6 protein-coding genes are annotated in these 8528 nt (G+C 67.1%); all 6 read right to left on the bottom strand.

The features are described 5' to 3' along the window. A partial coding sequence (locus tag IBX53_RS12970) for an electron transfer flavoprotein subunit alpha/FixB family protein (RefSeq protein WP_290909900.1) occupies positions 1-1257 on the bottom strand: 1257 nt, incomplete at its 3' end. Continuing rightward, positions 1257-3275 (bottom strand): (Fe-S)-binding protein, encoded by a 2019-nt coding sequence (locus IBX53_RS12965; protein WP_290909898.1) that lies wholly within the window; start codon positions 3273-3275, stop codon positions 1257-1259. The genes IBX53_RS12965 and IBX53_RS12970, both read right to left, overlap by 1 nt. Before the next feature lie 181 nt (positions 3276-3456). After that, positions 3457-5529, bottom strand: a complete 2073-nt coding sequence (dgcA, locus tag IBX53_RS12960) for a dimethylglycine demethylation protein DgcA (RefSeq protein ID WP_290909897.1) — start codon at positions 5527-5529, stop codon at positions 3457-3459. Positions 5530-5552: 23 nt separating this feature from the next. Beyond that, positions 5553-6098: a DUF5943 domain-containing protein gene (locus tag IBX53_RS12955; protein ID WP_290909895.1), complete on the bottom strand. Its 546-nt coding sequence runs from the start codon at positions 6096-6098 to the stop codon at positions 5553-5555. A gap of 203 nt (positions 6099-6301) precedes the next feature. Next, positions 6302-7279, bottom strand: a complete 978-nt coding sequence (locus IBX53_RS12950; protein ID WP_290909894.1) for a dipeptidase — start codon at positions 7277-7279, stop codon at positions 6302-6304. Positions 7280-7473: 194 nt separating this feature from the next. Continuing rightward, on the bottom strand, positions 7474-8528 hold a 1055-nt coding region (locus IBX53_RS12945), incomplete at its 5' end, for a GlxA family transcriptional regulator (protein WP_290909892.1).

The raw sequence follows: 8528 nt of genomic DNA, 5'->3' as shown, positions 1-8528 counted from the left end.
CTCTGCGCTATCGCCGATCACCGCCAGGTCGGCGCGCTTGATCATGTCGCATCCCGGGTCGAGGTTGATGGCCACCACCTTGTCGCAGCTCTGGATGCCCTGCAGGTGCTGGATGGCGCCACTGATGCCCACCGCCAGGTAGACCCGGGCGGTGACCCAGGTGCCGGTGGCGCCCACCTGGCGGTGCCGCGCCATGAAGCCGTCGTCCACTGCCACCCGCGAGGCGCCTTCGGTGGCCCCCAGCGCCGTGGCGGCGTGGTGGAAGCCGTCCCAGTCTTTGACGCCGTTGCCGCCGGAGACGATGAACTCCGCCTCGGCCAGGGCCACCCCGGCGGGATCCACCGCCACCTGCCCCAGGTCCTCGATGCGTGACAGGGTCGCGGGCGGCTCGATAGCAAGCGCCAGCGGCTCGGCGGCGTGACGGGTCTCGTCCACCGGTTCGGCACACTCGGCGAGCGCCAGGGCGACCCGCGGCAGGAGCCGCTGGATATCCAGGCTCTCCGCCGCGCCGCGGGCGGTACAGCGCCAGCCCAAGGGAGCGGCGCCATCGACCTCGATCTGCCAGACCCCGGTGGCGGGGCGCTCGCCCAGGCGCAGCGCCAGACGCCGGCCCAGGTCGGCCCCGCCAAGGGGTGAATCGGGGAGCAGCCAGTGGCGGGGCGCCAGCTCTCGCTCCACGGCGGCCAGCGCCGCGAGGCGCGCCTCGGGGGCGAAGCCGGCGTAGGCTTCGTCCTCCAGGTGCAGCAGGCGATCGATGCCCGCCTCACCGAAGCCCTGCTCTTTCAGCTCGCCGCCCCCCTCGCCCTTGTGCTGCCCAAATATCACCGCCAGCACGGCGCCGGGACGCTCCGGGTCGGCATCGGCCAGGCGCCGGGCCAGCCCCAGCAGGTCCTTGTCGTGACCGGAGAGGCGGCCGCCGGAGAGCTCCGGCACCACCGCCACCAGAAAGGCTGGCTCGGAAATCTCCACCCGGCGGCGGCTATCCTGGGCCACATGGCGGGCGGCGCTTGTGGTCGAGGCCGCGGCCTGACCGCCCTGCTGGGCGCCGCTGCGGTCGATGCGCTTGACGCCATTGGGGCCGATAAAGCCGATGGCGCGGGGGTTCCTGCGGATCACCCCGTTGGGGCCTAGCCACTCGCTGGCGGCCCCACGCCCCCCGGTTTCTCCAAGGGCGGCGAGTACGCTGGCGTGCTCGGGGTGCAGGCGGTTACGGGCGATCCACTCGTGGCGTGGGTCGCGACGACGAATCTCGCTCATCAGATCACCTCCTCGGCGGCCGTCTTGCCGGCGGGCCGGCGGGCCGCATAGACCGACTCGGCGGCCGGACGTGCCACCAGGGCGTCGGCCACCAGCTCGGCGATATCGCGCACCTCGGCGGGATTGTCCACCACCCCCTCGAGCATGGCGGTGCACTGGGGACAGCCCACCGCCACCAGCTCGGCGCCGGTCTCCTTGACATCGTTCATGCGCATATCGGGAATCCGCCGCTCACCGGGAATATCGGTGATCGGCGCCCCGCCCCCGCCGCCGCAGCAGCGCGAACGGAAGCCGGAGCGCTCCATCTCGGTGACCTGGATGCCGAGCGCCTCGAGGACCCGACGCGGCGCCTCGTACTCGCCGTTGTAGCGACCGAGGTAGCAGGGATCATGGTAGGTCACGCGCCCGCCCTTCCAGGGCCGGAAGGCGAGGCGGCCGGCGTCGTACAGCTCGGCGATATAGGTGCTGTGGTGGAAGACGCGGTAGTGGCCGCCGAGCTCGCCATACTCGTTGCCCAGAACATGGAAGCTGTGTGGATCGCAGGTGACGATATGCTGGAAGCGGTACTTCGCGAGGGTCGCGATATTGCGTCGGGCCAGCGACTGGAAGGTCGCCTCGTCGCCCAGGCGCCGCGCCACGTCGCCGCTGTCCCGCTCCTCCTTGCCCAGCACCGCGAAGTCGACCCCTGCCGCGCGCAGCACCTTCACCAGCGCCCGCAGGGTGCGCTGATTGCGCATGTCGAAGGCGCCGTCGCCGAGCCACAGCAGGACATCGACCTGCTGCAGGTCGGCGATCAGTGGCAGGTTGAGGTCGGCCGCCCAGTGCAGCCGTGAGCCGGGCTCGAAGCCGCCGGGGTTGTCGGTGGCGATCAGGTTGTCGAGCACCTCGGCGCCCTTGTTGGGGGTCTGGCCCCGCTCCAGGGTCAGGAAGCGACGCATATCGACGATGGCGTCCACGTGCTCGATCATCATCGGGCACTCCTCCACGCAGGCGCGGCAGGTGGTGCAGGACCACAGGGTCTCGGCGTCCACCAGGGCCTTGCTTTCGCGAGCCACGATAGTCCCATGGGGATCGCCATGGTGCTCGCCCACCGGCTTGCCGCCAAGCCCTTGTGAAGGGTGGGGACTGCCGGCGTATTTGGCATCGCTTCCCCCGGCCAGGCCCACCACCATGTCCTGGATCAGCTTCTTGGGGTTGAGCGGCTGGCCGGCAGCAAAGGCCGGGCAGACCGCCTCACAGCGGCCGCACTGCACGCAGGCGTCGAAGCCCAGCAGCTGGTTCCAGGTGAAGTCGCTGGGCTTTTCCACGCCCAGTGGCGCCGTCTCATCATCCAGATTCAGCGCCTTGAGGCCGGTGGAGCGCCCCTCTCCTCCCGCCTTGCTGGAAAAGCGCTCCGGGCGGCGATGGAAGGCCAGGTGCAGGGCGCCGGCGAAGGCGTGCTTCATGGGCCCGCCCCAGGTCATGCCGACGACCATCTCGCCCAGGCCCCAGACCACCACGGCGGCCAGCGCCAACGCCAGGATCCAGTTGCCGAAGTCCTCGGGTAACACGCCCACCGTCGGCAGGGTGATCAGGAAGACGCCCAGCGAAAAGGCCATCAGGCTTTTCGGCAGGCGCATCCAGGGGCCCTTGGAGAGCCGGGCGGGCGGATTGCGCCGGCGCCGGGCCACGAACAGGCTGCCGACGAACATCACTGCGCTGGCCGCCAGCAGCGGCCAGCCCAGGATGCCCCCCAGTCCTTCTGAAGAGCCTAGCCCGAAGCCATGCACCAGGATCATCAGCACGGCGGCGGCCACAAAGCCACCGGCGGTGGCTACGTGGGTACGGGAGATCATCTTGTCGCGCGCTACCACATGGTGCAGGTCCACCAGATAGCGGCGCGGCAGGGCGGCCAGCCCCTTGAGCAGCGGCACGACGGAGGGTCGCCCCTGGCGCCACAGGCGAACTCGCCGCCAGGCGCCGAGCGCCGCCATGGCCAGGGCCGCGAAGATCAATATCGGCAGCAGGGTCTCGAGCATGTCGCTCACCTCGCAGGCTGTTAGTTGTTATACGGGACTGAAAAGAGTCCGGCGCAGTGGAAGCGTCATGAGCGACGGCCAGGCTAGGCGAAGTTCGGCGAGTCAGCGGAGTGAACTGGTTGCTCCATGAGTATGACGAGCCGAACTTCAACAACGCCTAGCCGAGCGCAATAGCTTTCTCTCAGAAGTCCTTGCAGATCCGCAGGGCGTCATAGATGGCCGCATGGGTATTACGCGGCGCCGTGCAGTCGCCCAGGCGGAACAGCAGGAAGCCGCCCCCCGCCTCGCTCAGACAGGGCTGGGGCTGGATGGCATAGAGCGCCTCCAGGTCCACCTGGCCCTTGTTGCGAGACTGGTCCTTGAGGGCGTAGTACAGCGCCTCGTCGGGACGCACGCCGTTCTCCACCACCACCTGGTCGACCACCCGTTCCTCCAGTGCCCCGGTGTACTCGTTCTCGAGCACCGCCACCAGGTCGTCGCCCTCGCGGTAGACCTTGTGCAGCATCAGGTCGGAGGTCATGATCACCTCCTTCTCGTAGAGGCTGCGGTAGTAGGTCGGGAAGGTGGTGCCGCCCACCGCCGCGCCCGGCTTGATATCGTCGGTGACGATCTCCACCTTGGCGCCCTTGTCGGCAAGAAAATCCGCCACCGAAACGCCCGAGAACTCACAGATCGCGTCATACACCAGCACGTTCTTGCCCGGGGCCACCTTGCCGGAAAGGATGTCCCAGCTGCTCACCACCAGGCTCTCCTCGGGGTTTTCCGCGTAGCCCCACTCGGGATACTGATCCATGAACGGTTGCCCGCCGGTGGCCAGCACCACGATATCCGGGCGCAGATCCTGGATCGTGGCCTCATCGGCGCGGGTGCCCAGGCGTAGGTCGACCTTGAGCCGCGCGAGCTCCAGCTGGTACCAGCGGGTAATGCCGGCGATCTGATCGCGCTGCGGGGCCTGGGCGGCGATGGTGATCTGCCCGCCCAGGGCCTCGGCGGCCTCGAACAGGGTGACGTCATGGCCGCGCTCGGCCGCCACCTTGGCCGCCTCCATGCCGCCGGGGCCACCGCCGACCACCACCACGCGGCGCTTGGGCCCCTCGGACTTCTCGATGATATGCGGCAGGCCCATGTACTCCCGGGAGGTGGCAGCATTCTGGATGCACAGCACGTCCAGGCCCTGGTACTGGCGGTCGATGCAGTAGTTGGCGCCCACGCACTGCTTGATCTGGTCGATCTGGCCCATCTTGATCTTGGCGATCAGGTGCGGGTCGGCGATATGCGCCCGGGTCATGCCCACCAGGTCCACATAGCCACCCTCGAGGATGCGCTGTGCCTGGTTGGGGTCCTTGATGTTCTGGGCGTGGATCACCGGCACGCCGACCACTTCCTTGATGCCCGCCGCCAGGTGCAGGAAGGGCTCAGGCGGATAGGACATGTTGGGAATGACGTTGGCCAGGGTGTTGTGGGTGTCGCAGCCGGAGCCGATCACGCCGAAGAAGTCCACCATGCCGGTAGCATCGTAGTAGGCGGCGATCTGCTTCATGTCCTCGTGGGAGAGGCCGTCCGGGTGGAACTCGTCACCGCAGATGCGCATGCCCACCACGAAGTCGTCGCCGACCTCGGCGCGCACCGCCTTGAGCACCTCCATGCCGAAGCGCATACGGTTCTCGAAGCTGCCGCCCCACTGGTCCTCGCGCTTGTTGACCCGCGGGCTCCAGAACTGGTCGATCAGGTGCTGGTGCACGGCAGAGAGTTCGACGCCATCGAGGCCACCTGCCTTGGCCCGGCGCGCGGCCTGGGCGAAATCACCGATGATGCGCCGGATCTCCTCCTCCTCGATGGTCTTGCAGGTGGAGCGGTGCACCGGTTCGCGGATGCCGGAGGGCGACAGCAGGGTCGACCAGTCGTAGCCGTCCCAGCGCGAACGGCGCCCCATGTGGGTGATCTGGATCATGATCTTGCCGCCGTGCTTGTGGACGGCGTCGGCGAGATTCTGGAAGTGCGGGATGATCCGGTCGGTGGAGAGGTTCACCGAGCTCCACCAGCCCTGGGGGCTATCGATGGAGACCACCGAGGAGCCGCCACAGATGGCGAGACCACAGCCCCCCCTGGCCTTCTCCTCGTAATACCGAACATAGCGCTCGGTGGTCATGCCGCCGTCGGTGGCGTGCACCTCGGCGTGGGCGGTACTCACCACGCGGTTACGGATGGTCAGCTTGCCGATCTGGATCGGCTCGAAGAGTGCCTCGAATGCCATGATTATCTCTCCTCGTCCCGGGGTTAGTGGGCGGCACCGGTCAGCGGCTTGACTTCGAAATAGCCCACGTCGCAACCTTGCTCAGCTCCGCTCTGGGTCTGCTCGGCGACGGTGCGCAGGTCGCTGCCCCGGGCAGCGAGGATCTGGTCCATGGCGCCGGCGAACCAGCCGGTGAAAATGTACTCCACCTTGCGACCCACCTTGCCCAGCTGGTAGACGAAGGCGCTATGCTCCAGGCGCACCCGGCAGGTTCCCGCCTCGAGGTCGGTCGCCTCGGTGATGAACCTGCCCCAGCCGCGCTGGGAAAGCCGCGTCATGTAGTGCTCGAACACCGCTTCGCCCTCCAGACCATGGCATTCGGCCTCTTTTTCGCACCAGTGCCAGGCGCTCTTGTAGCCGGCGTGGTAGAGGACCTCGGCGTACGTCTCGGCGCCCAGCGCCTCCTCGACGGCGACATGGTTGTTGATGAAGAAGTGGCGCGGCACGTAGAGCATGGGCAGCGCATCGGTGGTCCAGACGCCGGTCTCGCTATCCACTTCGATGGGCAGTTCAGGGGCCATCTTGGTCACGGTCTTATTCCTTGAAACTTGATGATTGTTATGGCGTTGCAGGCAAGATCATCGCTTGAGCGGCAACGCTCAGAGCTGATCCGGCGGCAGGCCTACGAGGAGGCGCTGTGAATACATCCCTGTACGCTACCGATTCCTTCCCTGGAATCGGACCTCCTCTTCGGCCTGCCCCCGGCGCTCCTCGCTACCGGGCAGCCTTAGTATCACTCGCCCCAGACATCCTTGAGTACACGCACCCAGTTCTCGCCCATGATCTTGCGTGTCTGCGACTCGCTGAAACCGCGGCGCAGCAACGCCTCGGTCAGGTTGGGGAACTCGCCGATGGTGCGGATGCCCTCGGGATTGACGATCTTGCCGAAGCGGGTCAGGCGACGGGCATAGCCCTTGTCGTGGGTCAGCCACTCGAAGAAATCCTGGCCGTGGCCCTGGGTAAAGTCGGTGCCGATACCGATGGCGTCCTCGCCGACGATATTCATCACGTACTCGATGGCCTCGACGTAGTCATCGACGGTGGCGTCGACACCGGCGCGCAGGAAGGGGGTGAACATGGTCACGCCGACGAAGCCGCCGTGCTCGGCGATGAACTTCAGTTCCTCATCGGACTTGTTGCGCGGGTGCTCCTTGAGCCCGGAGGGCAGGCAGTGGGAGTAGCAGACCGGCTTGCTGGACTCGAGGATCACCTCTTCCGAGGTCTTCGAACCGACGTGGGAGAGGTCGCACATGATACCGACGCGGTTCATCTCGGCGACGATCTCGCGGCCGAAGCCGGAGAGCCCGCCGTCACGCTCGTAGCAGCCGGTGCCCACCAGGTTCTGGGTGTTGTAGCACAGCTGCACGATGCCCACGCCCAGCTGCTTGAAGACCTCCACGTAGCCGATCTGATCCTCGAAGGCATGGGCATTCTGGAAACCGAAGAGGATACCGGTCTTGCCCTCCTCCTTGGCCCGGGTGATATCCGCCGTGGTACGCACCGGGCGCACCAGGTCGCTGCACTCGGCCATCAGCTGGCTGGACTTGACGATATTGTCGACGGTGGCCTGGAAGCCCTCCCACACCGAGACGGTGCAGTTGGCGGCGGTGAGGCCGCCGCGACGCATGTCCTCGAACAGCTCGCGGTTCCACTTGGCGATGATCAGTCCGTCGATAACGATGGCGTCGTCGTGAAGCTCTCTCGGGGTCATACAGGTCACTCCGGCAATGATATTGACTTGCCGGCAGCATAGCGCCGGCCCACCCTGGCTCGGCGCCTGGAAACGACGACGAGAATCCCAAAAACGTCATGACTGTTGCGCCTGCGACGCGCGAAGGCACCCTGCCGGCCCGTGACGGGCCGGCAGGGTGCTCGATGCTGCAGAAGATGCCGGGGAGGCAGTGGTCAGGAGCGCAGCAGGACGCTGGCGTAGGTCGGCTCGCCGCGCGCCTGGTCGAGGGCCTTGACGGCCGAGGAGACCGGCTCGGCCGGATAGGCCTCGAAGGCCAACAGCTCCAGGTTGACCCCCGCCTGATCGAAGAGCGGCGGCACCGGCGCCCTGGCCAGACTCGCGCCCAGCCGTTCGTCTCGGGGCGGCTGGCCGAAGAACTCCCGGTAGCACTTCGAGAAATGCGGGGTGGATACGAAGCCGCAGGCCGAGGCCACCTCGATGATCGAGATCGAGGTCTGCTTGAGCAGCTGGCGGGCGCGGGTCAGCCGGAGCTTGAGGTAGTAGCGCGACGGCGAACAGAGCAGGTATTTCTGGAAGAGCCGTTCGAGCTGGCGACGCGACACGTCGACATAGGCCGCCAGTTCCTCGAGCCCGATGGGCTCCTCCAGGTTGGCTTCCATGAGCGCCACGATCTCCAGCAGCTTGGGCTGGGTCGTGCCGAGGATATGCTTGAGCGGCACCCGCTGGAGGTCCTGCTCCCCACGCACGCGGTCACAGATGAACATCTCGGAAATCCCCGCCGCGAGCTCGCGGCCATAATCCCGCCCGATCAGGGTCAGCATCATGTCCAGGGGAGCGGTCCCGCCAGAGGCCGTCGCCCTGTCGCGGTCGATGGAGAACAGCCGGGTAGTCAGCATGGCCCGGGGAAAGGACTCCTGCATGGCGGCCAGGCACTCCCAATGGATGCTGGTCTCGTAGCCATCCAGCAGCCCCGCCTTGGCCAGCGCCCAGCTGCCTGTGCAGATGCCCCCCAGCCGACGGGAGAGGCGAGCCTGGCCCTGCAGCCAGGCGACATGCTCGCGCTGTACGGTACGCGCCGGGCCGACTCCGCCACATACCATCACCATGTCCAGCGCCAGCGGCACCGTTGTCGCCGCATCCGGCGTGACCTTGAGGCCATCGCTGGCGGAGATGGGCTCGCCATCAAGGCTCAGGGTGAACCAGCGGTAGAGCTCCCGGCCGGCCAGCTGGTTGGCCATGCGCAAGGGCTCAATGGCCGAGGCCAGGA

The sequence above is a fragment of the Halomonas sp. genome (genome assembly GCF_014859505.1).
Classification (GTDB): domain Bacteria; phylum Pseudomonadota; class Gammaproteobacteria; order Pseudomonadales; family Halomonadaceae; genus Halomonas.
Note: the sequence above shows the minus strand (reverse complement) of the source record. Positions and strands in the feature narration are given on the sequence as shown.